Annotated in this window: 28 protein-coding genes; 3 read left to right on the forward strand and 25 right to left on the reverse strand. The window is 47.6% G+C overall.

The window, feature by feature from the left end; translation table 11 throughout:
* Positions 1-31: 31 nt before the first annotated feature.
* Positions 32-283: a hypothetical protein gene (locus KNO79_RS07510; RefSeq protein ID WP_074037156.1), complete on the reverse strand. Its 252-nt coding sequence runs from the start codon at positions 281-283 to the stop codon at positions 32-34.
* A 94-nt stretch (positions 284-377) separates the two neighbouring features.
* On the opposite strand from KNO79_RS07510, the gene KNO79_RS07515 reads away from it, so the two are divergent.
* Positions 378-665, forward strand: coding sequence for a hypothetical protein (locus tag KNO79_RS07515; protein WP_074037157.1), 288 nt, complete (start codon positions 378-380; stop codon positions 663-665).
* A 35-nt stretch (positions 666-700) separates the two neighbouring features.
* On the opposite strand, the gene KNO79_RS07520 is transcribed toward KNO79_RS07515, so the two are convergent.
* From KNO79_RS07520 to recU, 8 genes are all read right to left on the reverse strand, one after another.
* Positions 701-1276 carry an NERD domain-containing protein gene (locus KNO79_RS07520; protein ID WP_214691015.1) on the reverse strand — a complete coding sequence of 192 codons (576 nt, stop codon included), beginning with the start codon at positions 1274-1276 and terminating at the stop codon, positions 701-703.
* Between the two features lie 19 nt (positions 1277-1295).
* Complete coding sequence (gpsB, locus tag KNO79_RS07525; protein ID WP_084543127.1) at positions 1296-1592, reverse strand: cell division regulator GpsB; 297 nt, start codon at positions 1590-1592, stop codon at positions 1296-1298.
* Between the two features lie 4 nt (positions 1593-1596).
* Positions 1597-2142 carry an SLOG family protein gene (locus KNO79_RS07530; RefSeq protein ID WP_214691016.1) on the reverse strand — a complete coding sequence of 182 codons (546 nt, stop codon included), beginning with the start codon at positions 2140-2142 and terminating at the stop codon, positions 1597-1599.
* Positions 2139-3302 carry a ribonuclease H-like domain-containing protein gene (locus KNO79_RS07535; RefSeq protein ID WP_214691017.1) on the reverse strand — a complete coding sequence of 388 codons (1164 nt, stop codon included), beginning with the start codon at positions 3300-3302 and terminating at the stop codon, positions 2139-2141. The genes KNO79_RS07530 and KNO79_RS07535 overlap by 4 nt, the downstream gene beginning before the upstream one ends.
* Positions 3299-5548: a DEAD/DEAH box helicase gene (locus KNO79_RS07540; protein ID WP_214691018.1), complete on the reverse strand. Its 2250-nt coding sequence runs from the start codon at positions 5546-5548 to the stop codon at positions 3299-3301. Before KNO79_RS07540 ends, KNO79_RS07535 begins: the two co-directional genes overlap by 4 nt.
* Before the next feature lie 17 nt (positions 5549-5565).
* Complete coding sequence (locus KNO79_RS07545; RefSeq protein ID WP_159562151.1) at positions 5566-6126, reverse strand: hypothetical protein; 561 nt, start codon at positions 6124-6126, stop codon at positions 5566-5568.
* Between the two features lie 80 nt (positions 6127-6206).
* Entirely contained in the window at positions 6207-8831 is a 2625-nt protein-coding gene (locus tag KNO79_RS07550) for a transglycosylase domain-containing protein (RefSeq protein WP_214691019.1), read from the reverse strand.
* A gap of 20 nt (positions 8832-8851) precedes the next feature.
* Positions 8852-9478 carry a Holliday junction resolvase RecU gene (gene recU / locus KNO79_RS07555; protein ID WP_015881499.1) on the reverse strand — a complete coding sequence of 209 codons (627 nt, stop codon included), beginning with the start codon at positions 9476-9478 and terminating at the stop codon, positions 8852-8854.
* A gap of 356 nt (positions 9479-9834) precedes the next feature.
* Here recU and KNO79_RS07560 point away from each other — a divergent pair, with 356 nt between their 5' ends.
* Complete coding sequence (locus KNO79_RS07560; protein WP_035387865.1) at positions 9835-10686, forward strand: DUF3800 domain-containing protein; 852 nt, start codon at positions 9835-9837, stop codon at positions 10684-10686.
* Positions 10687-10723: 37 nt separating this feature from the next.
* Here the strand turns inward: KNO79_RS07560 and nth are convergent, their stop codons facing one another.
* The 14 genes from nth to bshB1 form a co-directional block, all read right to left on the reverse strand.
* Positions 10724-11383, reverse strand: a complete 660-nt coding sequence (gene nth / locus KNO79_RS07565) for an endonuclease III (protein ID WP_214691020.1) — start codon at positions 11381-11383, stop codon at positions 10724-10726.
* The gene (locus KNO79_RS07570; RefSeq protein ID WP_214691021.1) at positions 11383-11967 is read right to left on the reverse strand and encodes a DnaD domain-containing protein; all 585 of its coding nucleotides are present in this window, start codon (positions 11965-11967) and stop codon (positions 11383-11385) included. Before KNO79_RS07570 ends, nth begins: the two co-directional genes overlap by 1 nt.
* A 62-nt stretch (positions 11968-12029) precedes the next feature.
* Positions 12030-13331 carry an asparagine--tRNA ligase gene (gene asnS / locus KNO79_RS07575; protein WP_159562147.1) on the reverse strand — a complete coding sequence of 434 codons (1302 nt, stop codon included), beginning with the start codon at positions 13329-13331 and terminating at the stop codon, positions 12030-12032.
* A gap of 20 nt (positions 13332-13351) precedes the next feature.
* A complete protein-coding gene (locus KNO79_RS07580) occupies positions 13352-14539 on the reverse strand; it encodes a pyridoxal phosphate-dependent aminotransferase (RefSeq protein WP_214691022.1) in 1188 nt (395 codons plus the stop codon).
* Between the two features lie 20 nt (positions 14540-14559).
* Positions 14560-15045, reverse strand: a complete 486-nt coding sequence (locus tag KNO79_RS07585; protein ID WP_214691023.1) for a hypothetical protein — start codon at positions 15043-15045, stop codon at positions 14560-14562.
* On the reverse strand, positions 15042-15227 hold the full coding sequence (locus KNO79_RS07590; protein ID WP_159562144.1) for a YpmA family protein: 186 nt from the start codon (positions 15225-15227) through the stop codon (positions 15042-15044). Before KNO79_RS07590 ends, KNO79_RS07585 begins: the two co-directional genes overlap by 4 nt.
* A 65-nt stretch (positions 15228-15292) precedes the next feature.
* Entirely contained in the window at positions 15293-18103 is a 2811-nt protein-coding gene (gene dinG, locus KNO79_RS07595; RefSeq protein ID WP_214691024.1) for an ATP-dependent DNA helicase DinG, read from the reverse strand.
* Positions 18104-18209: 106 nt separating this feature from the next.
* Positions 18210-18593 carry an aspartate 1-decarboxylase gene (gene panD, locus KNO79_RS07600; RefSeq protein WP_214691025.1) on the reverse strand — a complete coding sequence of 128 codons (384 nt, stop codon included), beginning with the start codon at positions 18591-18593 and terminating at the stop codon, positions 18210-18212.
* 5 nt (positions 18594-18598) lie between these two features.
* Positions 18599-19429, reverse strand: a complete 831-nt coding sequence (panC, locus tag KNO79_RS07605) for a pantoate--beta-alanine ligase (protein ID WP_214691026.1) — start codon at positions 19427-19429, stop codon at positions 18599-18601.
* Entirely contained in the window at positions 19426-20262 is an 837-nt protein-coding gene (panB, locus tag KNO79_RS07610) for a 3-methyl-2-oxobutanoate hydroxymethyltransferase (RefSeq protein WP_196430578.1), read from the reverse strand. Before panB ends, panC begins: the two co-directional genes overlap by 4 nt.
* 225 nt (positions 20263-20487) lie before the next feature.
* Positions 20488-21450 (reverse strand): biotin--[acetyl-CoA-carboxylase] ligase, encoded by a 963-nt coding sequence (locus KNO79_RS07615; RefSeq protein ID WP_074037172.1) that lies wholly within the window; start codon positions 21448-21450, stop codon positions 20488-20490.
* Positions 21423-22562 carry a CCA tRNA nucleotidyltransferase gene (locus tag KNO79_RS07620; RefSeq protein ID WP_074037173.1) on the reverse strand — a complete coding sequence of 380 codons (1140 nt, stop codon included), beginning with the start codon at positions 22560-22562 and terminating at the stop codon, positions 21423-21425. The genes KNO79_RS07615 and KNO79_RS07620 overlap by 28 nt, the downstream gene beginning before the upstream one ends.
* Positions 22559-23680 carry an N-acetyl-alpha-D-glucosaminyl L-malate synthase BshA gene (gene bshA, locus KNO79_RS07625; RefSeq protein WP_214691027.1) on the reverse strand — a complete coding sequence of 374 codons (1122 nt, stop codon included), beginning with the start codon at positions 23678-23680 and terminating at the stop codon, positions 22559-22561. Before bshA ends, KNO79_RS07620 begins: the two co-directional genes overlap by 4 nt.
* Positions 23677-24360 (reverse strand): bacillithiol biosynthesis deacetylase BshB1, encoded by a 684-nt coding sequence (gene bshB1 / locus KNO79_RS07630; RefSeq protein ID WP_074037175.1) that lies wholly within the window; start codon positions 24358-24360, stop codon positions 23677-23679. Before bshB1 ends, bshA begins: the two co-directional genes overlap by 4 nt.
* 112 nt (positions 24361-24472) lie before the next feature.
* Between bshB1 and KNO79_RS07635 the strand changes: the two genes are divergently transcribed.
* Complete coding sequence (locus KNO79_RS07635; protein WP_159562136.1) at positions 24473-25348, forward strand: YitT family protein; 876 nt, start codon at positions 24473-24475, stop codon at positions 25346-25348.
* Positions 25349-25390: 42 nt separating this feature from the next.
* On the opposite strand, the gene KNO79_RS07640 is transcribed toward KNO79_RS07635, so the two are convergent.
* Both KNO79_RS07640 and KNO79_RS07645 read right to left on the reverse strand, forming a co-directional pair.
* Entirely contained in the window at positions 25391-25849 is a 459-nt protein-coding gene (locus KNO79_RS07640; RefSeq protein ID WP_214691028.1) for a GreA/GreB family elongation factor, read from the reverse strand.
* Between the two features lie 64 nt (positions 25850-25913).
* On the reverse strand, positions 25914-26597 hold the full coding sequence (locus KNO79_RS07645) for a zinc metallopeptidase (protein WP_074037177.1): 684 nt from the start codon (positions 26595-26597) through the stop codon (positions 25914-25916).
* Between the last annotated feature and the right edge of the window lie 24 nt (positions 26598-26621).

Here is a 26621-nt window from a genome sequence, read left to right on the forward strand (position 1 = left end):
CCCCACCGAAATGGTGAAGCTCTCCATGTCATTACTCTTCAACGTTTACATACAAAATCCCTGGTTTCGAGAGCGTCAAATCATAAAACGCTTCAAACGCCTCGATGTCCTCTAGTTTTCGAAAATCGATTTGATCTGTCTCTTCATTTGGAATGGCCACGATGATACCTTCCTCTGTCGATTTGATCATGCCCGTTTGTCCGTTATGAATTCGAATATAGAGTACTTGCTGATTTTCTAGTAGTGAGATTGCCTCTCGTCTCGATTGAATCGGTTTTTTCATTTCATCCCTCTTTTCCATTTCAGTATACCGTTCGCTCCATATTGCTTTCAACTCGCCACACCATTAAACTTGTGTAAAGAAGGGGTTGAAGGCATTGGAAACATTATTGATCATCGCACTCGCCATTTTGTTTGTCATCTTGGTCACGATTCGAACAATTCGCAACTTGAAGTGGGTTCGTTTCGGTGAAGCATTCGGGAAACAAGGTGAAGAACTCTTAGGTGATTATCATTACTTGACCGAGCGGGGCATCACCTGTCGTGTGGAACAAGGACTTCCGACCGGCAAGTTATTAAAACCGCTCGCAAAAAATTTGGACGATCGCGTTGCACTGTTCGTACACCGAGATGATGCAGCAAAAGCAAGAGAACTTTTAAAATAAGAAGAAGGCCGAATGATTGGTATTCGGCCTTCTTCTTATTTATGTACTTGTCGCTCAGAACAATAATAGGCGATTTGTTTGACGAGCGGCTCTGTCAACGTCTCAAGGTTCGTTTTACTAATCACCTGATCCACCAGAGCGAATGAATCTCCACAATTCGCCTTAATTCGTTCTAACTTCAATCGTTCCGTTTCCGGGAAGATTAAAAACGAATAGACGGGAATTGCTTGATTACATTCTTTTTTTAATCGTGACCGCACTTGTTTGGTCATCCGTTCTAATTCCGTGACAGGATGAGGATAAACCTGTTTCCACCCCATCGAGGTCTCGGTTCGACATTCCCGGTTCGTCATATGGACGGAGGCTGGAGTTCGATTTAATTGAATCAAGAAGACGCCTTTAGGTCCGACGAGCACGTAATGAACGAGATCATCCCCTAATTTGACTTGTTCAATCATCATCCAATCAAATCGGCATGTTTGTCTGATGTTTTCGACGAGACGATCTGTATAGCAGGTTGGTGCTTTCATCACTTCTTCTTTCACACGAAACAGCTTTTTTGTCTGTTGTTTGACTGGTTGTTTCTCCGTGGCCGTTAACACTTGTAACATAGACTCCACCCCCTATTCATTATTCGCTTGGACCGACTTGCTTTCCAAAGACCGCTTTTTCGAGATTTGAGATACGGCGTAACATGTCATAATTTGACGCAACCGGTTGTGCTGGTTTAACTGGTTCCGACGCAGGCGCAGGTTCCCGTCGCAACGAGTCGTTTTCTTTTTGAAGACGCTCGATTTCTTTCGCCATTTTTTCATAATCGCGAATGACGACATCTAAAAATTGATCGACTTCTTCTTGTGAATAACCACGTAACGCCGTCTTGAATTCTTGTTTATAAATCGCTTCTGCTGTTAATTCCGTTTGCATCATATCACTCCCATTGTTGTTCCCATTGTTTTTCTTCTTCAATGACTCGTAAATCTTCTTGTGTGATTAGGAAAACTTCCATGTTCGGCTTCCGCCGAGCCCCATCGACTAAAAAGCGGGGACTTCCTTCCGTTTCTTCGTCATACAAGGTGATCAATCCTTCTGCTTTATCTAAAAAGAATGCCGTTTTTGCGCGTAGTTGACTCGGGTCTTCGTATGGACGCTGTGTCAGCGGTTCAAAAAAGTCTGCCTCGAGTTGCAGTTGCACAAATAGTTCTTGTTCGAATGGTTTATAGCGCTCGTCCATATTTAAGAATGGAGGAAACACGGCAATTTTAATCGGATAGGTTTCTCTTAACTCTAACAATACTTGTCCAGCCCACAATTCACAACCATTCGTTCCACTTAATATGAACCATTCAGCACCTAATTCGATGACTTCAAGTATCTTTTTCCGATAAGCTTCTTGAATGATTTCAATTCCTGGATGATCCGCTTTGAAAATGCCGAGTTCATGAGGACGATATCCTGTGACGGCTACTACTTTCATGTTTGCTTCCTTTCTAGGCGAGCTCGTCGATGCTCCAATTCAATTTTCTCACGGTCGATAGTTTGACGTAGCACTGTTCGCTTTTGTTCGAGTAGCTTCATGGCTCGCTCCGTGTAATCAATCGCCAAAGCGATGTCTTTTTGTTTATGCTCTGCATACTTGGCGAGTTCGACATACCCTTCAATCGTATGAAGCGACTCAAATAGCGGAATGGCCTCCTCGAATCGTCCAGCTCGTTTTAATATCATCGCTTGCCGCATGATGGAACGCTTCGATGGACTCGAGAGTTGCTCAAACTCCCTCAGCGCTTGATCTTGTTCGCCAAGGTCATGTAACCAGTGAGCACGTTCCTCTCCAAAATCAGTTACCGGGGTCGTAACGAGTTGACTGAGACGTGTATACAAAGAGACAAGGCTTAAACAGTCCGCATGATGGTGTTCGAGGACCGGGAGCAATATTTCAGGATTCCGCTCTTTGACATATTGAAAATAGTGCATCGGCGCCAAGAATCCAGGAAGGTCGTCCGTTCGTTCATGACCGAAGTATGCTTCGACTGCTTTTAATGATACCGATTCAAGCCTCGGTTTTAACAATCGTCTTGCAGCGTGAAGTAAATCGACATGACCCACTGAAGGTAATTGTTTCACCCTGGATTTGACGAATGTATGTCTCGTCTTGATTTGGGGCCAATCAAATGATTTCCCGTTATAGGTAACGAAACGAACCTCATCTCCGATATCCTGCAAGAAATGATAGTAAAAGGCGGTTTCAAACGCCGGATGAGGTAACACGTATTGAATCATTTCAAGGTGTCCTTCTTGAATCCTAGCAAATCCAATCAAAAAGATTGATGTTCCTGAACCGCGTAACCCGGTCGTTTCCGTATCCATGAACAGGACTTGGTCGGGCTCTAAGTCGACGACGAAAAACGGGTGCTCGGTTTGACGCATCATCTTTCTTGCTTCTCCAAACTTGAAGTCGTGATACACCTCGTCGAGCGGATATGTCTTTCGAATCCGGACACACCATTCCCCCTCAAACGTTAAAATCTCGCCCCCATGATCCTTCCACTTTTGTTGCTCCACTTCGTCAGGGCTCGTGACCTTAGCTTTTGGGCCAGGTTCGTTCGTTTTGATTAATCTAGATAGTTTAGCTTTCATATCGTTCCTTTCAATGCTTGCAACTGACGGATGACTTGCTGTTTGAAATCACCGTATCCAATCATGCCGACACAACGGGGGCATCCGCTCTCACATGGACAGTCGGATACCGTCCGTTCTGCCGCTTCAAGCACCATGTCTGCATCTTTATAGAGTGCCTCACTGAGACCGATGCCTCCTGGATACCGGTCGTACAAATAAACGGTCGGCTTACTCGTATGCGTCGACTTCATCTGAATCGTAGTGAATAAATCGAGCGTGTCACACATGAGATAAAGTGGCGCAAGTCGCCTCATCAAATCGCTGACCGCTTCAAGTTGATCTTCGAGGTCCGCCTCCGAATAGGCGAATCGCTCATCTAACGTGAACCATGTAGCTGTCGTATGCAACTCTCGCTCCGGTAGATGAATCGGACCCGACCCTATGTTCTCATGCGTCCCGAATTTTATTTTCTTGAACAAGGTGGCCATCGCGATGACCGATACCTCACCAAACGTCTTCGCTCCGTCTGACTTGTTCTCTTCGAGTACTTTCAGTTCAACTGCTAAATTCGCATCCGTATAGTAGTCAACGTCAACCCGGCGGACATATGCTTTCTTCTCCTCAAAATCGAGTTTTTCGACTTGGTACTGTTCGGCTCCATGCAAATAAATCGCTTCATCATGTAACAACGTCATGGCACTGAACGTGTCCATTTCACCGATAACTTGATGCTTCGCCGTCTGATCGACGATGACGACATTCTCTTGATCACTCGTCCGAAGCGAGATGTCATGGGCCGGGAACGAATCCGTCATCCAATAGTACCTATCGGCCCGTTCGTGTAAGACGTGAGCATCCGTCAAAAACTCTAATATATCTTCCGTGTCGACTGTTCCGAACCGCTCTCCCTTTTGAAACGGCAACTCAAAAGCGGCACATTTGATGTGGTCTACTAGAATAATCAAGTTATTCGGGTCAAGACGTGCCGCTTCCGGTGAGCGATTTAAAATCATGTCCGGCTGTTCGACGACGAGTTGGTCGAGTGATGACGAGGATGCGACAAATACAACGAGTGACTCTGAATGCCGACGACCGGCGCGCCCAGCCTGTTGCCATAACGAAGCGACTGTCCCTGGATATCCATTTAAGACGCATGCTTGAAGTTGACCGATATCGACACCGAGCTCTAACGCGTTTGTCGAAACGACCGCTTTGATTTCCCCGTTCCGCAACCGTCGTTCGATTTCTCGGCGTTCAGATGGAAGATAGCCGCCACGGTAACCGACAATAGACTTTGGTCCGAGCTCCCGCCGTGTTAGTTCCTGCAAATAGGTCAATAGCACCTCGACACGTACGCGCGACCGCGCAAATACAATCGTTTGTATGTTCGCTTCCACGAGCCTCGAGGCGATTCGTTTCGTCTCGAGCGTTGCGCTACGACGAATTCCGAGTGCTTCATTGACGACAGGCGGATTATAGAAGACAAGGTGTTTCTTGCCTTGAGGTGCCCCGTTTCGATCGATTAATACGACTTCTTCTTCCGTCAATAGCTCGGCAAGTTCAAGCGGATTCGCGATGGTCGCCGATGTCATGATCCATTTTGGGTGACTACCATAATAGGCGCAGATTCGTTTTAAACGTCGAAACACGTTCGCCACGTGACTGCCAAACACGCCGCGATACGTATGGAGTTCGTCGACGACGATGTATTCTAAGTTCTCAAATAGACGAATCCATTTCGTATGATGAGGTAAGATGCCGGAATGTAACATATCGGGATTCGTGATAACGATATTGCCCGCATCGCGAACTTTCGTTCGTGCCGCAGGTGATGTGTCGCCATCATAAGTGAAGCATCGCAAATTCCCTTCAAGGGCTTCGATCATCTCCATCAAGTCACTGTTTTGATCTTGCGCGAGTGCTTTTGTCGGGTAAAGATAAAGCGCACGTGCTGTAGGTTTTTCAATCATCTTGGATAGGACGGGTAAGTTATAACACAGTGTTTTTCCTGATGCCGTAGGTGTTACGATGACCGTCGAATGGCCAGCCGCCGTTTGTTTCACAGCCTCGGCTTGATGCGTATACAGCTGTTCAATTCCACGATTCTTAAGTACATTCACCAATTGTTCAGGCACCTGCTCTGGAATTGGGGCATATTGGGCCGGACGTGCATCGACCGTGTGCCAATGACGTACGTGGTTTGAAAAACCAGGATCATCTCTTAATTCTTTTATGATTTCTTCGACAGAGCGAGATTTTCGCATCTAGTCACCTTCTTTCATTACGCATTCGAAGGTGCAAGGTCCGCTACGACTTGTCGGATTTGATGAATCCGTTCATCTCGTACCACTCTCGATACAGCGGGCATCTGAAAGATGGCCATGTCTTTAAATGTAGCAGCGACATGCTCATTTTCTTCTTCGAGACGGAAGAGCGCATCTGAAAACAGACGTTGCGTCGACCGTCCGAACAAGACGATGGTATGTAGTTTCGTACATTTCGAATGAACCGCTAAAAGATGTTTGACGTAGCGTTGCACCGTTTTATAATAATCTTCGTTTGTTGAGATGAGTTGACGGTTGCCACGAAGAAGTTCTGGATAATAGGATTCTTCGCCCGTGAACATGGTCTCGACTCCGATTCGTTTCAAGTAAGCATGTCCGATTGCTTCGGCGACGGTTTGGTCCTGGATGAGACGCCCAAACGGTATGGACTCTTTTAAGAGCACATGTGAAAGCTTTAACCCGAGATGTCCACCGAGAGGCACGCCGAAATCATCGTCTTGCAGTCGATCCATGACAAGTAATACTTTCATCTTGCGTTTTAAAGAGAGTTGAACCATGTGTCACCATCCTGTTCCCTTTCTTTTCATTATAACAAAGTCAAACGAAAAACAGGGCGCACAATGTCGCCCTGCTCTCCTTAGTTATTCCCATTGTTTGAATTATTGTTTCCACGATTCGTGTCTGACGATTCACCATTGGATTGTCCCTCTAACGGAGTTCCTGAATCATCTCCGTCAGTTGGTTCGTCTGTACCTTCGCCAGAACCTTCATCCGTAGCCGGTTCATCAGGAGTTTGTTCGTCGGTGGTATCTTCGCCGTTTCCGTCTCCGTTACCATTCCCGTTTCCGTTATCATTCCCGTTCCCGTTATTTTCGTCTGATGGTTCATCTTCGGAATTCCCCTCATCAGTAGGGTTTTCCTCTTCTTCCGTCGGTTCCTCTTTCGGTTCAATCGAATAGCTCGCTTGTGCCGGTGCCGATTGCTGTTCTCCCGTCAACGGGTTCGACGCATTTGCGACAATAGTAAACGTTGTGTCTCCTTCGGCCAAGTTTGCAATATTCACACTCGTCTCCCCGGTCGTTCCGACGACTTGCTCACTTCCATCGGCTGACTTTTGTGTCACCGTGAACGTGATATCCGTATAACCATCGGCTTGTGCACCATCGAAATCGTATGACCATGAGACAGAACCGGTTTGACCTTCTTCATCGTAGTTAACACTTGCCCCAGTCGGAGCAACCAACTTCTCAGGTTGAAGATCTTTTGGTTTTGTTCCTTTTACATAAAGCTCATTGCCAAGTGACAAGACTGAGTCTGGACGCTGGAATCGATCCGGTTGTCCCGTCGCATTCGTCACTTGTTGCATCATATATTCGAAATAGTATTGGGCATAGTCTGGATCGAACGAAGCGACTGTCGAATCTTTCGTTTTTCCTGTCCATACTGAGATCGAGTAATCCGTAGAATAACCAGTAAACCATTTATCTTTCGGATTTGTAGAGTTAGGCTCGTTCGTCGTACCCGTTTTACCTGCTACGTCCCATGGGAATGCGCCAGGTACATAAGTTCCACCTTCAGCACTCACAACATCACGAAGCATGTCTGTCAACATATACGCTGTATAATCTTCCATCGCTTGCTTGGCTTTAATCGGTGAATTAATACTTGAACCATCATTGAATTCAATTTTTTGAATCAAGTGCGGTTTTGTATACATCCCATTCGCACCAAGTGTTGCATAAGCTGCAGCCATCTGTGTCGTGCTCGCTTCTGCCGTACCTAAAGCATTAGATTCGTTGAGTTCATCGCCAGAATATGAAGGTTCGATACCTACATTTTTAACGAACGATTCGATTGCTTCTTGTCCATACTCATCCCGCACTTCTTGGAAAGCACGAACTGCTGGCGTGTTCGCTGAAATTTTCAAGTATTGGCGCATCGTATTTGGTCCACGGAAACCTGAATAATAGTTATTCGGACTATATGTGCCATCTAATTTAGCGTCAAGCAACACTTTACCTGTCGACCACTGCCCATTTTCAATTCCAGGACCATAATCGAAAAATGGTTTAGCTGTCGATCCGATTTGATACTTCTCATTTGAGTAGTCACGATATGTGGTATCACCTTGCTTCGCCTGTTGACTGTCTACGATAGCGACAATTTCACCGGTCTTTGTATTCAAGACGGTTGCACCCATTCGTAAATCTTCAGGGAAACTACTTGTTTGTAAATTAACATTATTCGATTTAATATCACTGTTGATTTTTGTGTGTAACTCTTTGTTGATTGACGTATAAACTTTCAAACCAGTCCCGTAAATATCTGACTGTTCAAGACCATAGTCCTCTTCTAACTCATTCAATACACGAGAGTAAATCGCACGTGTGAACGCTTCTTCTTCCGTCTCTTCACCTGGTGAGATGACGTCAGCAATGGCAACATCGAGTGCCTCATTGTATTGTTCCTCAGAAATATGTCCGTCACGTTTCATTGCAGACAAGACTTGCTCTTGACGGTAGCGAGTCAACTCCTGATCACCGTTGATTGGATCGTAGGCACTTGGACGTTGCGGGAGACCTGCGAGAATCGCGGCCTCTTGATAATTGACCTCAGAGACCGGCTTATTGAAGTAACGTTTCGATGCGGTTTGCACACCGTATCCGCCACTACCGTAATAGTTTTTGTTCAAGTACATCTCTAAAATCTGTTCTTTCGTATACTCACGCTCGAGTTTGAGTGCGAGCCATTGTTCTTGAAGCTTACGCTTCAACTTCTTATCTGTCGAAAGGAACGACTGCTTGACCAATTGTTGAGTGATGGTCGATCCACCTTCTGCACCGAAACCCTCTGTCAAGTTGGCAACGACGGCTCCGCCGATTCGACGTAAGTCAATCCCGTTATGCTCATAGAAACGACGGTCTTCAATGGACACGACCGCTTGTTGCATCACTTCAGAGATGTCGTCGATGGAGACATACTCTCGAATCTGACCCGCCCCTTCGAGCGGTTCTCCTTCAGCCGAAAGCAACTGAATCGGATACGTATCGACAAGTTTATCTTCATCTAGTTCTGGTGCCGTCGCAATGGCATATACCGTATATGCGCCGAATGCGATTACCGCAGCAATAAATAACATGAAACCTAATAAAAAGATGCGTTTCCACATCGGTTTCTTACTTTTCGTCTTTGGTTGTTTCCCAGTTTTTTTGCGTTTATTCGTCGTCGAATCTTGTCGACGTGCGACCCTACTTCGCTCCATTCATGGTTCACTCCTTCTATTCAATCGAGCCATTGATCGAGCACCGTCAAATAATCAATCGACGGCAAGGCTCTCGTCGGAACTTCAATCGCTTCCTTTTCGATAAAGCTGAGCGGAATCGATTTGCGCCCCGTTAACCGTTGTTCCCACCACTGAACAAGTTGCTCGGTGGTCAATACATATTGCGTATTATAGCGACTAAAGCGGATGATGACAAAACAAATCCCTCCATGACGTTCACACTCACGCATGTGGGCGATTTGGTGGTCATGAAAATTGCCGAGCGGAAACGATGTCTTATTATTCGTTTCTTTCGCTTCAAAGTCAATGTACCTACCACGATAAACACCGTTGTAATCGGTCGTAGATGCCTGTTTGAAATAGGCTTCCGTTACTTTGGCGGCACTTCGCTTCGGATAGTCGACTTTGACGATTTGGAGAGGGGTTGGTTTTTTGTGGATGACGGCTCGTTGATGAATCCGATAAAACTCATTCGTTTCATTTAACAGCGTCTCCAAGTTCATTCCGCGATTCGCATAGGTTTGAGAATTCGATGATTGCTTCGAAATTCCTTCCCCCTTTGTTGTCTTTGTCACGTTTGCCTTTTTACCGTTTGGATAATGGAACAATGTCGTCACCCCATACATACATATTAACAGGTCGGTCCACTCGTTCCTTCCGTCTCAGGTCTGATTGTCGACTTCTGTCGGTCGACACTTGTGTGGAAATACCGCAACACATATCGTACCAAACTCCCGTATGTTAAACTAGTATGTAAGCGATTGTGTATCCAAATTGAAAAGCTCTCGTTATGTATGATTCGATTGCTTTTCTATGATAATAGCACTTCTACTGTTTATCCAAGATGACACACCGATAAACCTCATTGATGTCATTCTAAAAAAAATGTGCAATATCTGTGCAATAGATTGACCAAATTATCATTTGGAAATAAAATAGGGTGCTTAAAGACGCTACTGTTAAGCCGTTTTGGAGGGATTGGATGGAAAGTGGAAAGAAGTATGTCATGTTCGTCGACGAAACAGGCACACCGAAGGGAAATACGCAATTTAACTTGACTGGCGTGCTGATGGAATATAAGTATTCAATCGATGCAGACGAGACTGGATTACCGTGTGAATTGAAACGACGTCTTCAGGCGTTCAAACGAGATGTGTTCAAAACGGAGCATATCCCACTTCATTTGAAAGAAATTTTAAAAGCGGAACATCCTTACGGAAAAGAAGATGGGATCACGATTGATATGTTGCGCGACTTTTGGGATAAACTCCCTGAATTTTTGCGAGGAATCGACTGTACAATCGTCAGTGTCGAGGTCGATAAACAAAAGCTTCATGACTTTTATTCGACACCAAAAGATCCGTATGTCGTCGCATTCGCTCACCTGATGAAGTCATTCTATGCGTTTTTAGAAGAAACAGAGGCAGTAAGCGCCCGTGTCGTCCTGGAATCCCGAGACGATTATCAGAACTTACTGATTCAAAAAGCATTCTTTGATATTTTCAACTCAGGTACCGTTCATTTAGACGTCGAAAAGAGCCGTCAAAAAATTAAAGGCTTCATCTTCTCTGAGAAGCAGAACACGATGTATCAATCTGGCTTAGAAATCGCTGACCTCGTCTGTCTGCCACTTTCTCGCGTTCGTCGTGGCGTGATTGAAGTGAAACCACGGTTCGTCCATTATGGGGACGAGAACCGAATCTTTAAAGCCATTAAGGACAAAATTTACATCCGTAAAGAAAGTCCGGACCAAGATTTCCGAAACTGGGGCTTCAAAAAAGTGCCAATCACGAAAAAACGTCGCGAATGGAGCGACCACCCTTGGAATCATTAACCAAAAACGCATCGACACCTTTCGTGTCGATGCGTTTTTATTTGGTAACTTCCTGTGACTTCATTCGTTTCTTTCCTTCTCGGCACATATGCAACAGTGGGCATGTCTCACAGCCTGGGCGTTGTGCCTTGCAATGATATCGTCCGAAGAAGATGAATTGATGATGAAGTTGTGACCATTCCTCGCGTGGAAACTTTTTCATTAATGTATCCTCGACTTGTCGAACATTGTCTTTCCAGCGACAAATACCGAGACGCTTGGAAACTCGTTCCACATGTGTGTCAACCGCAAACGCCGGTTCATGGAATGCAACAGAAAGGACGACGTTTGCTGTTTTACGACCGACTCCGGGGAGCGCCTCTAACGATGCTCGGTCAGAAGGGACAATCCCCCCATGCTCGTTCACAATTTTTTCTGAGAGTGCTTTTACATTCTTCGCTTTGTTACGGTACAGACCAATCCGTTTAATCAATGCCTCAATCTCAGACACGTCAGCCGCAGCCATCGCCTCGACAGTCGGAAACGCTTCAAACAATCCTGGTGTCACCTTGTTGACGAGCGCATCCGTCGCTTGTGCGGAGAGCGCGACCGCGACGACCAATTCAAAGGGATTTTGATGCGTCAACTCGCAATGAGCGTCTGGGAACATCTGCTTCATCGTATCTGACACTTCCTGTAATTGTGCTCGCGTCAACATCACTTATTCCTCCGTTGATATTCCACGACATCCTCGAGCGATTCGACATGATGGTCTTGCCAAACGCGCAGGATTTTGTCCATGTATTTGAAGTTTCGCACGTTTCGAAGTTTCGCTTCACGAAGTGCGGCCATGATGAGTTCTTCGCTGAAGCCATCTTCCGTCATCCAGCCGACAATTTGTTCAATCTCGAACGGGGTGATCGTTCCAAATTCCCTCTCAAACGTATGAATGATATTCTCATTCAGTGTCTGCTGTGACGCAACTTTCTCTTCCCCTTGTAACGCTTCGAAAAGTGGCAATAGGCTATATCGCTCGCCATCACTTGAAGCGTCAATCGCGATCAACTCTTTTTGCAACAGACCAAGTAGCACTGAGCGCGCCTCATTCTCTGAAACATTCAATCGTTTCCCTAGCTCACTCGGGAGCGGCATGACGATGCCTTCTCCAGTCATTTCTAGAAGATGGACGATCAGACTGAACTCGACGGGTGACAAATCGAGGCGTCTCGCATCGGTGAACAGCTTTCGTGGAATGACGACCGGACTTTGCTCGAATAATTGAATCAATTGATGTGCATCCATGTCGCACTTCCTTTCTAAGACACATTAATCGGGGAGGACATGGTGTCTTCCCCGATTAATCGTTAAGGGTGAATTCGGTTTAAAAGACGTGGGAACGGAATCGCTTCACGGATGTGCTCGATTCCACTGATCCATGCGACCGTACGCTCGAGACCAAGTCCGAAACCAGAGTGTGGGACCGAACCGTATTGACGAAGTTCAAGGTACCAATCATACGCATCCGTTTCGTCGAGACCTTCCTTGATGATCTCTTCTTTTAGACGATCGTAGTCGTCCTCACGTTGAGATCCCCCGATGATTTCACCATATCCTTCTGGTGCAATCAAGTCCGCACACAGAACAAGTTCTGGATTCTCAGGGTCTACTTTCATGTAGAACGGTTTGATTTCTTTTGGCCAATGCGTGATGAATACCGGCTGATCATGTGCGTTGGCAATCGCCGTCTCGTGCGGTGCACCGAAATCATCACCGTATTCGATGTCGTCGAATCCTTCTGCCTTCAAGAACTTGATGGCATCTTCGTAACGAACACGAGGGAACGGCGCTTGTACTTGTGCCAATTTCTCAAGGTCACGTCCAAGCAGTTCCAGTTCATTTTTACAGTTCGCAAGTGCTGCCTGTGCAATGTATGAGACGTATTGCTCTTGAATCTCAAGGTTCATGTCATGATCGACGAATGCCATCTCCGGCTCAATCATCCAGAACTCAATCAAGTGGCGACGTGTTTTTGATTTCTCCGCACGGAACGTTGGACCGAACGAGAATACTTTTCCGAGGGCCATCGCCGCTGCTTCCATATACAATTGACCCGTCTGAGAAAGGTAGGCTGATTGACCGAAATAATCTGTTTCGAACAATTCTGTCGTCCCTTCCGGAGCACTGCTCGTAAGGATTGGCGGATCGATTTTGACAAATCCTTCTTTGTTGAAGAATTCATATGTCGCACGAATGATTTCGTTACGAACTTTCATAATCGCGTGTTGGCGACGTGAACGGAGCCATAAGTGACGGTTGTCCATCAAGAATTCCGTTCCGTGTTCTTTCGGTGTGATTGGATAATCAATCGATTCCGCAATCACTTCTAAATCTGTCACTTCCAATTCAAATCCGAGTGGTGTACGTCCGCCATCAGATTTGACATTCCCTGTGACCCAAACCGAAGTTTCTTGAGTAATCCCTTTGGCTAACGTAAATAACTCTTCCGCCACGTCAGCTTTTACAACGACTGCTTGAGCAAAACCGCTTCCATCACGTAATTGAAGGAAAGCAATCTTACCACTTGAACGTTTATTGGCAATCCAGGCCCCTACACGGACCGATTGGCCTTCATAATCTTTAAATTGGTTAATCGAAATAGTTGTCATATTCTTTTCCATCCTTTCGCTTATCGAGCGCGCTTCGTAACGAAGTCTTCTACTCGATCGAGCGCTTCTAATACGCGTTTTAATTCAGTTGCATAGGATAATCGTACGTAATCGTCTTGTCCGAAACCCGAACCAGGCACAAGTGCCACGTTTGCTTCTTCAAGAACAGCTTCACACCAAGCATCAACGGTGTCATAGCCACTCTCTGAGGCCGCGACCTTCGCATTGGCATATAAGTAAAATGCACCTTGTGGCTTCAAACAAGTGATGCCAGGGATTTTGACGAGACGGTCGTAGACGATTTCAAGTCGATCCTCGAACGATTGACGCATCATTTCCACATCTTCTTGCGGTCCATTGTACGCTTCTACCGCAGCCGCTTGTGCGACAGATGTCGGGTTTGATGTCGAGTGTGAGGCCAAGTTCGTCATCGCGCCGATGATTTTTGCATCACCAACGGCATATCCGATTCGCCAACCTGTCATCGCGTGAGATTTCGATACCCCATTGATGATGATTGTCCGCTCACGCATATTCGGAAGGGTCGCAATCGATACGAACGACGCATCACCGTAAATCAATTTTTCATAAATTTCATCGCTAACGACGAGAAGATTATGGCGAAGAACGACATCGGCGAGTGCCTGTAGCTCCTCTTTCGTATAAATCATTCCCGTCGGATTAGATGGGCTGTTCAAAATGACGGCCTTTGTACGAGCTGTAATCGCATTCTCGAGTTGCGTTGGCGTCAATTTAAATGACGTCTCTTCATTCGTGTCGACCAAGACAGGTTCTCCGTCTGCCAATTTGATTTGTTCCGGGTAACTGACCCAGTATGGGGCTGGGACAATCACTTCGTCCCCTTCATCTAAAATAGCTTGGAACAGAGCGTATAGGGCATGTTTCGCACCTGAAGCAACCATCACCTCGTTGCGTTCGAACGACAATCCACTATCGCGTTTCGTCTTTTCAATGATGGCATCCTTCAACGCGACTGTCCCGCCAGATGGCGTGTATTTTGTGTCTCCATCTCGAGCGGCTTGACAAGCAGCGTCGATGATTCGTTCTGGTGTGTTGAAATCAGGTTCACCCGCGCCGAGACCAATGACATCTTTGCCTGAAGCTCTCAGTGCCTTCGCCTTAGCTGTAATCGCCAAAGTAGTCGATGGTGTGAGTTGTTTTACACGTTTCGCTAATAGATGTTCCATCATAATCCCCCTCTAATTCATTACATTTGATCGGTCAATTGGACCCGTCGAATAAATTCTCCGGTCTGAAGCGTATAGTACGAATACGTATAAGACGCATCCGCTTTCGTGACCACTTCGATGAGTGCCCGTTCGTCAAAACCAACCTTACAGCTGACCAGTTGTCCGCCTGTCTCCTCAACCGACTTCGAACAGACGTCAGTAGCGTCCACTTCACCGATTTCTCGTTGCTCGATCTCCAGCTTTTTATCCAATGGGACAAACCAAATGGAATTCCCGTCTACTTCTGGGAAGACGACATATGCCTCTGTCCCATTGAACAGTTCTCCCTGACCCACTCTCGCGTCTGGAGATTCTTCAGTCAATCGTGCCATCGCCGTTTCGACGAGCTTTTCTTTTTGATTCTCTGTATGACCGATGGTGAATCGATACATCACGCTAAAGACAAGGACGACACCAATCAGTGCCGCCAGTAATGAGACGATCCATTTTGCTTTTCTGGTCATTCTGTACGATAGATGGTGAAGACCATCTCTTCCTTCTTCGGATCGTTCACTTTCTTCTCAAGTGACAAACCGAACATTAAATCCTGACCCTTTAAGGTCCGATTCAATAAGTCGACAATTTTGTAAACGTCCGCAGTCGGTTCGATGCGCACGCTCGCCAGCGTCTCAATATTCGAGTTCATATTGACTCCTCCTCCAAAAACACTATACGTATCATTATAAAACGATAATATCGTGATGCCTAGCGTTATCTGTCATTTCGTGCCACAGACTTTTCCTTCTCGTCTAAGAACAATTCCAACTCGGATAACGCTGTTTCAAGCGTTCCTTCAATCCGGTCAACTTTAGGCAAGCTGTTGATGAACTGTTTGCCGTAACGTGTCGTCTCCACACGTCGGTCGAACACGAAGACGGCACCATAATCTCCTTTCGATCGAATCAATCGACCGACACCTTGTTTGAAGCGAATAACCGCTTGGGGCAGGGATAACTCAAAGAATGGTGACTTACCCGTCGCTTCAATTTTCTCAGAACGTGCTTGCATGATCGGCTGATCGGGCGGTGCGAAGGGAAGTCTTACAATGACAAGGCATGTCAACGCCTCCCCTGGAATATCGACACCTTCCCAAAAGCTTGCTGTCCCAAAGAGAATCGACTGTTCCATCCGTTTGAACTGTTTCGTCAAGCGGCTACGCGAGCCGCCGCTCACACCCTGTGCGAGAAGTGTATAAGACGGGTCAAGATGGTCTTTGACTTGTTCGTAAGTGAGTCGAAGCAATTCGTTCGATGTGAACAAGACGAGCATCCTCCCTTTCGTCACGTTCGCAATTTGGACAATCGACTGGGCCGTCTGGTCGACGAACTGAGGAAGCGGCACTTCATTGATCAATGGGAAGTCCGACGGTACAAACAGTTTGGCCTGGTCTTTGAAGTTGAATGGTGACGGTAAGACGACTCTTCGGACCGGTTCTCCTTCTAATCCAAGGCGTCGTTCCATAAAGCTGAACTTCCCTGAGACCGTCATCGTCGCCGATGTTAAAATCGTTGGTCGCTTCTTAAACAGACGTTCGTGTAACAACGGTCCGATTTCGACGGGCTGCGTGTATACCGAGGTCAATTTCCGATTCCCTAAATTCAGTTCGACCCAGCTGACCGCATCATCGTCGCGCGTCAACATCGTCTCATAGATGACACTCTCGAGTTCGCGCACGTCTCCAATCAACGTTTTTAAGTCACCAAGAAGTGCGCGTTGTTTGAATGTCATATGTTCTTTACGTTCATCGAGCAGTCGATGGAGATGTCGGAGTGACGTCCGCAACGTTCGCAGTTTGTCCTCGAGTCGATTGGCCACTTCTCGAATTGGTCTAAACGTTGCACCTTCCCGCTCGAAACGAACCGTTTGTCGAGGTTCTTTTTTCTTACCTAACGATTGAAGGGACGTCAGAAGGTCTTCGAGTTCTTCCTCGACCCTTGCAAGAGCCGAATCAATTTGTTGACTGAATGCCTCCGCTTCTTCGGTTACGGATGTCAAATCGGCTAGCTGAATGATGCGAGAATGGAATTTGCCATCTGCTCCGTAGCCGAACCATTTGAAGAGGCGGTCAAATTGAATCGCATCAAATGTCACACCGAAATGATGAGAGGCCACTTCCTCGACTTGATGAGCCTCGTCTAATACGAGAGGTGTGTCCGTCGGTAAAATGCCTGCCTGATGCTGTAAATCCGAGAACAGTAAAGCATGATTGGTCACAATCAGGTCCGCTTCTTTCGAGCGCAACACGGCTTTCGTGAAAAAGTCACGGCTATACCATGGGTCGAATCGACCAAAATCATTAGAAGCATCTGCTTGAATCAAACGCTTGAATGAAGCAGGACCTTGTGTCGCAGATCCCGGGAATGAGAGTTCCTCTAAATCTCCGGTCTCGGTTTCTGTGAGCCAGACGAGTACCATCGCTTTACACATCGATGCCAAAAGACCGTCATTTGATTCGTCGAGCACCATCTCGAACTTACGCAAATCGATATAATTGCGTCTCCCTTTCAACAACGTGAATTCGATCTCAGGAAAAATCTGACGAAGAACAGGTAAGTCTCGATTTAACAACTGTTCTTGCAATTGAATGGTATGCGTACTAATGACGACCGGGCGTTTCGTCTCGAGGGCATGGTGTGCACTCGGAATCAAGTACGCAAGCGTCTTACCCGTTCCCGTACCCGCCTCGACTAATAATGTTTCCTCATCGTCTAACGCTTTATAGACGTGACGCATCATTTCGAATTGACTCTGTCTCGGTTCAAACTGCTCAAACAGTGAAGGGAGTGTCTCTTCGATCGTCCGCAAAAGGAACGGCTCGAACGGTTCACGTTCTGTCGTCGGGACGAAGGCATCCACCGGTCGCCTTAACGCAATTTTGCGGTGGATATCAAAACGTGTTTCGTCGTCTGGACGAATCCCGACCTCAAGGATCATCTCATCGAGTAACGGTTCGATATGACTCGTCCATGACTCAGATAACTCTCGAAGTCGTTTCAGCGTCACCATCGGTAAATTGCGTAAACGGTCGAGCATCCGAATGAAGAGCTCTGCCGTCGCCTCTGCGTCACTGAGTGCCCGATGTGCGTCTGTATGTACGAGGTCAAACGTATCCGATAGCGCTTCTAACGCATGGCTCTCTAAAGTCGGATACAAGATACGAGCCAATTCGACAGTATCAATGGCTCTCCCTTGAAACGCAAGATAACCCGCTTGTTCAAGACTCTCATTTAAAAAAGTTAAATCAAATGCGACGTTATGTGCGACAAACACCCGTCCATCTAGCATTTTCCAAATGTCGGGAATCACATCTTCAAATGTAGGTGCGTCACTTACATCTTCGTCACTAATCGTTGTCAATTGCGTAATAAAAGGTGGGATTGGTCGACTCGGTCGAATCAAGGTGCTGTAGCGCTCTATCACTTCACCCTCTTGTACGACGACCGCCGCAAACTCAATCAATTCATCTCCGGACTTAACGGAATGACCCGTAGTCTCTAAATCCACAATCACATACGTGTCCATAACATCCATCCCATCTTTGGCACGCTCGTGCTTTCTGTCTGTCTCATCTTACCATAGAACGAATAACGAAAAAACGGGGATGCCTCTGCCGACATCCCCGAATTCTTTACAAAATTGTATGAGCAATCTCTTCGTAAAGAAGTTGATCGATCTCATTTTGTTCGTTCAACACAGCTACTTTCGGACGATGCGTTTTTGCCTCTTCCGCTGTCATTTGACCGTAAGCCATGATGATGACAACATCACCGACCTGGAAATGACGTGCTGCCGCTCCGTTCAAACAAATCACGCCTGAACCGCGTTCCCCTTTGATGACATACGTTTCGATGCGAGCACCATTATGGTTGTTCGTAATGTGTACATGTTCATTCTCCATGATACCGACCGCATCCATCAAATCCTCATCGATTGTAATTGAACCGACGTAGTGTAAGTTTGCTTCTGTCACTGTTGCTTTATGAAGCTTTGCGTGCATAAATGTACGAATCATTGGATTCATCCCTTCTTCCAAATCACATTATCAATCAATCGGGCCCGTTCAAACTGAATGGCCACCGCTAACAAGAGTTCGGTCGAGTCGCTCGAGACGGCACCGAGCGTCGGGTAATCGACAAGCTCGACGTAATCGATTTGACTGTTCGGAATCTCGTTCAAACGTTCAGTCAGCTGTCGTTTTACTTCATCAACTTGTTGACCTGTATCGAGTGCCTCTCGCGCCATCGTCAATGCGCTGAAAATCCGACTCGCCTCTACCGTTTCGACATCTGACAAATAGACGTTTCGAGAAGATTTGGCTAGTCCTGTCTCCTCACGAATAATCGGGCAGCGTCGAATCTCGACTGGAACGAAATAATCTCGGACGTATCCTTCGATGAGTGCCACTTGTTGAGCATCCTTCAGACCGAAATAAGCGCGTGTCGGTTGAACAAGGTTAAATAATTTTGAAACGATTGTCAACACACCATCAAAATGACCGGGACGACTCGCCCCACATAATACGTCCGCCCCGTGACGGACGGTCACACGCGCCATGTCAAGTGGATACATCGTCTCCGTCGTCGGATAGAACAAGACATCGACTCCCGCATCACGTGCCAACTTCTCATCCCGTTCAAAGTCGCGGGGGTAACGGTCGAGGTCTTCATTCGGTCCGAACTGTGTCGGATTGACAAAAATACTCATGACAACGACGTCATTTTCCCGTCGCGCGTTTTCAACGAGGCTCATATGTCCTTCATGCAAATATCCCATCGTCGGCACGAAGCCAATCGTTTGATTCGTTGGTAAGGCAATACGTAATTCTTCGACGGTCGATACAATCTTCATCCTTTTCCTCCATACAATGAGTCGAGTAACGACTCATCCATTGTGAACGTATGACGTTCTAACGGGAAGTGACCGTTCTTCGTCTCTTCGACATAAGAACGGATAGCATCCGTCGCCACTTCATTCACGTCTGCATACGCTTGGACAAATTTAGGGAGACGGTCCACCCCATATTTCAATACGTCATGATAGACGAGCACTTGGCCGTCGACATCTGCACCTGCACCGATTCCGATGACAGGAATCGTCAATTCTTCTGCGATCCGTTTTGCCAATTGGTGAGGGACACACTCAAGGACGAGCATCTTCGCGCCAGCACGTTCCGCAGCCAAGCTATCTTGAAGGAGTGTCTCGGCAGCCTCTAGGGACTTCCCTTGTACTTTATATCCTTCTAGGACGCCAACCGATTGAGGGGTCAACCCTAGATGGGCGACACATGGCATGCCGACTTGTGTCAAGCGGTCAATCGTATGAAGCACGTCACCGGCCCCTTCTAGTTTGATGGCATCCGCACGGCCTTCTTGGAATAAACGCGATGCTGCCTGTAACGTCCGATCGAAGTCTCCGTGATATGACGCAAACGGCATATCTACCACAACGAACGTATTTTGTGCTCCGCGGCGTACCGCTTTCGAATGATGGAGCATGTCCTCCATCGTCACCGGAATCGTCGAATCATAACCAAGTACGACCATCCCAAGTGAATCACCTACTAATATCAAATCGACACCGGCCGATTCGGCAAGTTTGGCTGACGGATAATCATATGCCGTCAACATGACGAGCTTTTCTTGCTCGTTCATTTTTTTTAACAATGTAGTCATCGTGTGCATCTGTTTCTCCTCCTTAACGTGGAGACAGGAAAGAATAAACGCCCTCTTACACAGATGGCAAGAAGGCGCACGAAAAACAAATTCATGGTTTTCATGAGTTAGTGTCCTTCTGTCCCTGTCATAATGATCAAGGCAGACAACTGAATGTGACAGTCTGCAAGCGCGGTACACTTCAAGAATTGATAGCGTCCGACACATTAAGTATAGTCGATGGTCTCGCTTTCATCAATCATTCCACACTGCAATCTCAGCAGAATAGACCGGTTCGACCGTTCCATCCACTTCGAGTAGCAGTGCCCCTTCCTCCGAGATGCCTCGCATGACACCTGTTCGCGATGTCCGGGACACACTCAAGGTGATCGACTCATTTAAATAGGCGGCATGTTTCATCCAGTTCAAGCGAACCGGTGCAAATCCTACGTCAAGGAATCGGTCGTATTCGGTCTCGAGTTCTGCCAATAGTTCTGCCAATAACTCACTGCGATGATACCTCGTCCCGGTCTCTAAATAAAGGGAGGTCGCCCGGTGCGCCAACTCAGTCGGAATGTCATCGCCGTTGACATTCATTCCGAACCCTAAAATGACGGCTTGAATGCGGTCCCCTTCCGTTTGCATTTCCGTCAAAATGCCTCCGATTTTCTTGCCATTTAACAGTAAATCGTTAGGCCATTTGATTGTCACGTCAAGGTCCCGCGCATTCAACGCTTTCGCAAACGCACTTGCCGCCATCAAGGTCAGCTTTGATGCGTCGCGAATGGGTAATTCCGGTCTTAAAATCACACTTGCCGCGATATTGACGTGCTTCGGATTGTGCCAGTTACGACCGAGTTGTCCGCGACCGGCCGTCTGTTCCTCGCTCATGACGAGCGTCCCCTCTGGCACGTGTTGTTGCGCCAGCTCATGGGCGATTCGTTGTGTCGTGTCGATTTGGTCAAACGCATGGACGATTTGACCGAACCGTCCCTTCCGATATGACGCAAACGCTGGTTCATCGAATCGGTCACTTTGCTCAAGCAATTGGTATCCTTTTCTTGGGATCGTATGAATCGCATAACCGTCTTGCTTAAGCGTTTCGATATGTTTCCAAATAGCGGTACGTGAAATATTTAATTGACGGGCCAATTCTTGGCCACTCCATACTTCACCATCTTGTAATAGCGTCAGAACACGCCCGCGCGTTGAAGCCATCGTTTCGCCTCCTCTTTCAATACTGTCTCATGGTTCGGTAACTCGTTTAAGATGACGCGTCGTTCGAGGTCGTCTAACAGATGCTTGATCGCTTCCCCTCGTGCCCCGAGCGCTAAGGCGTCCCGGCCGTCAAATTTCAACTCTTTTCGTGACGTCATCGGGAGCGACTGTTTCAGTTCACGGCTACGGTCTTTCTCCCCGTTCATCCGGAAATAAGTGGAGAGCGTCTGTTCATCCGTCGAATAAATCGTCATCCGGTCAAGTCCCGTCTCACAGAGCAGTGCAAGCGTACGCGCCTCCCGTTTGATCGCGTTCGACCGTTTCCATGGCGATAGCCAGCTGTCATCCTGTGCATGATAGAGAAAGAGTGCCCATCCGCTGACCGCGTTCACAGGTATCCGAGCGTCCTCTTGGACACGCTGCATCAGTTCGGTCGTCACGTTCGGTAAATAGCGATGAATGCCGAGCTCGACCATTTCACCTAGCGCTTTCTTGTAAGCAGGTCCCGTCAACAGTTTCTCAAATTCGATCGCGATACGCTCCATCGCAATTTGTTCGAGCTTATGACCGAGCCCGCTCGCTGCTTCCCGCAACTCGTCATGTAAGGTGAAGTCGAGTTGTGACATGAAGCGAAGCGCACGCATGATGCGTAGCGCGTCCTCTCCAAACCGTTCAAACGGACTGCCGACTGTTCGGATGATTCGTTCTTCTAGATCATGTTGACCATCGAATAAATCGACCACTCGTCCATCATGGAACGCCATCGCGTTCATCGTGAAGTCCCTTCGTAATAAATCCTCTTCAAGCGATACCCCGAGTGCGACATGGTCCGGTCGTCTCGAATCCGAATACGATCCTTCCGAACGGAACGTCGTCACTTCGAACGGATGGTGGTCAATAATGACCGTGACAGTCCCATGTTCGATACCGGTCGGAACCGACTTCGGGAACAACGCCATCACCTCTTCCGGGAAGAGGGACGTCGCCAAATCGATATCATCGGGCAGACTCCCGAGCACATAATCCCGAACAGCACCACCGACGATATACGCCTCGCCACCATGCTGTTCGATCGTGTCAATGATTTGTTTTGCGTATTCCCATTCCGTCATGATGTCACCACCTGTTCATACAAGCGTTCATATTCGGTCACGATATCTTGTGAGGCGAAGCGCCGAGATTTCACCAATCCGTTTTGTCGGAACCGTTCTCGAAGCTCACGATCGGTCAAGAGCCGCTCCATCGCAGAGGCGGCCTGGCTCGCATCCCCTTTAGGAACGACGAAACCATCCTCACCGTCCGTGATCACTTCTGGCAGCCCACCCGCATCGCTCACGACAGAGGGCACACCCGTCGCCATCGCCTCGAGCGCCACGAGACCGAACGCCTCCTTGTCTGATAACAGGACGTGAACGTCGCTGATTGCAAGAAGTGCGGCGACTTGTTCTTGTTTCCCGGCAAAGATGACCTGCTCTTCAAGCCCCATCTCCGTCACGAGTCGACGCATCGCACCCATGAGCGGACCATCTCCGACGAGCAATAGTTTCTTATTCGTCACATTCATCTGATCGAACGCCTCCAGGACGAGGTCGACGCGTTTGACAGGACGGAAGTTTGAAATGTGGATGGCGACCCGGTCCTCATCCGACAAGCCGTACCGTTCCCTTAATGTCGGGTCGAATTGAGGCGTATACACCGATTCATCGATGAAGTTATGGATGACTTGGATCGGCAAATCACTGGCAATCCGCTCTTCTGTCTCCCGTTTCAAACTATGAGAGACCGCCGTGATCGCGTTCGATTGACGCAGCCCGTATAGAATGGCCGGTTTCAGTTCCTCGTCCTCACCGAGTACGGTGATATCGGTACCATGTAACGTCGACACGATCGGGGTCTTCACACCCGCCATCTCACGACCAAGCGCAGCACAAACGGCATGCGGTACGGCATAGTGTGCATGGATGACATCGAGACCGAACGATTGGATGACACTCGCAATCTTCGCTGACAATGTCATATCATACGGCGGATAACGAAAGACCGAATATTGATTGATTTCGACTTGATGAAACGTAATATTTGGGTGATAGGCGTTCAAACGAAACGGCATGCTGCTCGTGATAAAATGCACATCATGCCCACGGTCCGCAAGCTTCATCCCGAGCTCTGTCGCTAAAATCCCAGAGCCTCCGACAGATGGATAACAAAGAATCCCAATCCGATACGTCATGCGAGTTCACCTGCCTGTTTTACGACATATGGTCGAACACGCTTCAACCCTTCCGCATAGGCGACTCCAATCAAGCTCCCAAAATGGCGTTCACGGGCGATGACCCGTTCCACATATGCATCGGTAAGCGGTGTCTTCACTCCATCGACCGGAGTGAACTGACTCGCGTAGCATTGAAGCGCCCGTGTCTTCACTTCGATCGTGTCACTAATATCCACGCACACATCCGGTTCGACGTGAGCATTGATCATATATTGGTACACACTTTCAGGACGATATGCCTCGAGTTCGGGTAAGTACTTTCGGATCCCGGCATTAAACAGCGCCTCTGTCACGAGATGGGCGCAGGCTGCATGGTCAGGATGACGGTCGACCTCATATGGATAGAGCAAGTGGGTTGGGCGCTCACGGCGAATCAAGGAGACGATTGCCTCGAGCTGCTCTTCTCCCCCGTCAATCCCCCGGTCTTTAAATCCTAGATTGATTCGGCGGACACTAAGCACGTCATCAGCCGCACTTGCCTCCTGTCGTCTAGTTTCTACATCACCATTTGAAGAAAGTTCCGCTCTCGTCAAATCGACGTATACGACCTCAGTCTTCTCTTTCGTCCATTGGGCGGTCATGCCGGCGATCCCGATTTCGATATCGTCCGGATGTGCCCCGATGGCTACTACTTTCATCTACATCACCTCTTCTTTGAAAAGTATAGCCGACTCGTTTCTGAATGTCATATGTTCAGGGTAGTCAATCGAACTGTTTTTCGAGTACTCTATCTAAGGGGAGGTGAACCTGATGACGGTACAATTACCGATTCGTGTTCGAAATATTATTTTTATCTTAATAGGTTCTTTTATTTTTGCATTCGGCGTTTATCACTTCAACGTCCAAAACAATTTGGCCGAGGGTGGGTTCACCGGGATCACATTGATTCTCCGCGGACTGTTTGATATATCACCTTCTGTCACGAACTTGGCATTAAACATCCCACTCTTTTTCATGAGTTACAAGTTGTTAGGTCGCACGACCTTCATCTATACGCTCATCGGGACATTCTCTTTTTCAATTTGGTATGCACTCATCGCCAAGTACTCGACGCTCGTCATCGATTTGACAGATGACATGGTGCTCGCAAGTCTTTTCGCCGGTCTCTTCATCGGGGTCGGGCTTGGCATCATCTTCAACAATGGCGGGACGACGGGCGGCGTCGATATCATCGCACGACTCGTACAACGCTATTTCGGATGGTCGATCGGGAAGACGTTTCTCATCTTCGACTTCTTTGTCATCGTCCTCAGTTTGACGTACCTCGACATTCGTGAGGCGATGTACACGCTCCTCGCCGTCTATATCGGGGCGCGCGTCATCGACTCGATGCAGGAAGGGACATATGCTGGTAAAGCGGCGATGATCATCAGTGACCATCGGACTGCCATTGCGGATGGCATTCATGCGACGATGAATCGAGGCACGACTCGACTGCTCGCCAAAGGTGGTTATTCAAACCGAGAACTCGAGGTCTTATATGTCGTCGTCGGCCGTAACGAAGTGAACCGTTTGAAGACAATCGTCAAACAAATCGACCCGCATGCGTTCGTCACGTTCCATCACGTGTATGAAGTCGGAGGCGAAGGGTTTACGTTCGATGAAAATCGGATGCCTTTGAAATAAGCAAAAAAATCGCCTCGTTCACAGGGATGAACGGGCGATTTTTTATGGTTCGATGTGGAGCACCTCGACTTGAATCGTACCTCCTGGCGTTTCGATTTGAATTGTTTGACCAATTGTCGCACCCATCAAACGACGACCGAGTGGCGATGTCACGGATATGCTTCCTCGTTCTATATCCGCTTCTGCCTCACTCACGATTCGATAGCGCTCGGTCTCTACTTGTTGTAGTTCCCGAATCACGACCTGATTACCGAACGTCACGACTTCCGAACGTTCCGATATAACGATGATCGCGTCATCAAGGAGGTGATTCAGTTCTAAAATATCCGCCTCGATCCGTTCATATTCATGTACCGCTTCACGATAGGTGACGTCTTCACGGAAATCACAAAATTTTCGAGCCGTCCGTATCCGTATACGCGCATCCGTTCGCTCTTTTTTTAGCCTCACAAGTCGATCTGTCAATTGGTGATGACCTGTCTCTGTCAGTTGCGGTTTCATTGACAACAATTCCTTTCGTCAAAAAATTAAAAAATCCCGCCTACCGACGGGATTCCATTCAATCCTATTCATCACGCGGCATAAAGACGATGAGTGCCAAGCGAATAAGTTCGGCAACCGCAACGAGCGTTGCAGCAACGTAAGTCCAAGCCGCGGCATTCAACACTTTACGTGCACCTGTCTCTTCTGTCGCCGTCACGATTCCGTGAGACGTCAATTGCGCCATCGCTCGTTTCGATGCATCGAACTCGACCGGTAACGTGATCAACTGGAACACGACCGCCCCGAGCATCATGATGACACCGAGTTGAGCCAACCCGAGTGCCCCGAATAAGAATCCTCCGAGTAACAATGGGAACGACAAGTTCGACGTGATGTTGACGACCGGAACAAGGCTGTGGCGGACGCGCATCATCTTATAGTCTGTCGCATCTTGAATGACGTGACCGATCTCGTGCGCAGCAATCGCGGCAGACGAGATTGTCGACCCTTGATACACTTCGCGAGACAAACGAACGACTTTATTGACCGGGTCATAGTGGTCGCTCATGAGTCCGTCGACCATTTCGATTCTCACGTTGTGCACACCGTTTTGTTTCATGATGAAATCAGCGACTTGTGCACCTGTGACACCGCTTTGGAGCGGTTGTTTCAAAAACTGCTTATACGTACTTTTCACTCGCATCTGGGCCCATAGGGGGATGAGCATGATCAGTGCAAGATAGAAAATATAGCCACCTAATGACATTTTCTATTTCACCTCTGCATGTAT

Origin of the sequence: Exiguobacterium sp. s43 (assembly GCF_018617255.1) — a bacterium.
In the GTDB taxonomy this organism is placed as follows: Bacteria; Bacillota; Bacilli; order Exiguobacteriales; family Exiguobacteriaceae; genus Exiguobacterium; species Exiguobacterium profundum.